At 66.0% G+C, this 576-nt stretch carries 1 protein-coding gene; it reads right to left on the reverse strand.

The genetic code is table 11. The annotated features are described in order from the left end of the window. Positions 1 to 461, reverse strand: a 461-nt coding sequence (locus ACXJKR_RS34260; protein WP_457326659.1) for an MFS transporter, incomplete at its 3' end; no start/stop codon positions are given. Positions 462 to 576: the final 115 nt, after the last annotated feature.

A 576-nucleotide genomic window follows, 5' to 3' on the forward strand; every position in this document is an offset into this window, starting at 1 on the left:
GGCGTCATCTCCGCGCCCAGGCTGCTCCAGGGCCGGTTGAAGCAGCTCATCACAGGCACGTAGAACACCATGCTGACCAGCATGAAGATGAAGTACTGCTTGTCGGTCCAGCCCTTGCCGACGGCGAACATCCGCGGCAGGCCGATGCCGGCCAGGATGCCGCCGACGAGGATGAAGGGGCGCCGGCGTCCGAAGCGGGTGCGCGTGTTGTCCGAGATCAAGCCGAACACCGCGTCCGAGCCGGCGTCGATGAAGATCTTGATCATCTGCACCGTCGAGATCAGGCCAGGGGCCACGCCGAGGAAGATGTTGAAGACCTGGTAGGCCAGCGACGGGTAGAGCCAGTGGCCCCACATGTCGAGGATGGAGCCCAGGCCGAAGCCGATCTTCTGCCGCATGGGCAGGCGGTCGGCAGGCGGTACGGCTTGCGCCACGTTCAGAGTCAGGGTTTGCGGATTCATTTCAGTGTCCAGAATTTGCGGACCGAGCGCCGGGCCGCTCCCAAGCCGGCCCGCGTTTGGCGATGTGCTCGCGGCTCAACGCCGCGAGCATCGCCGTCCCCGCGGGGGCTGAGGC

It is taken from the genome of Roseateles sp. P5_E11, from assembly GCF_054049355.1.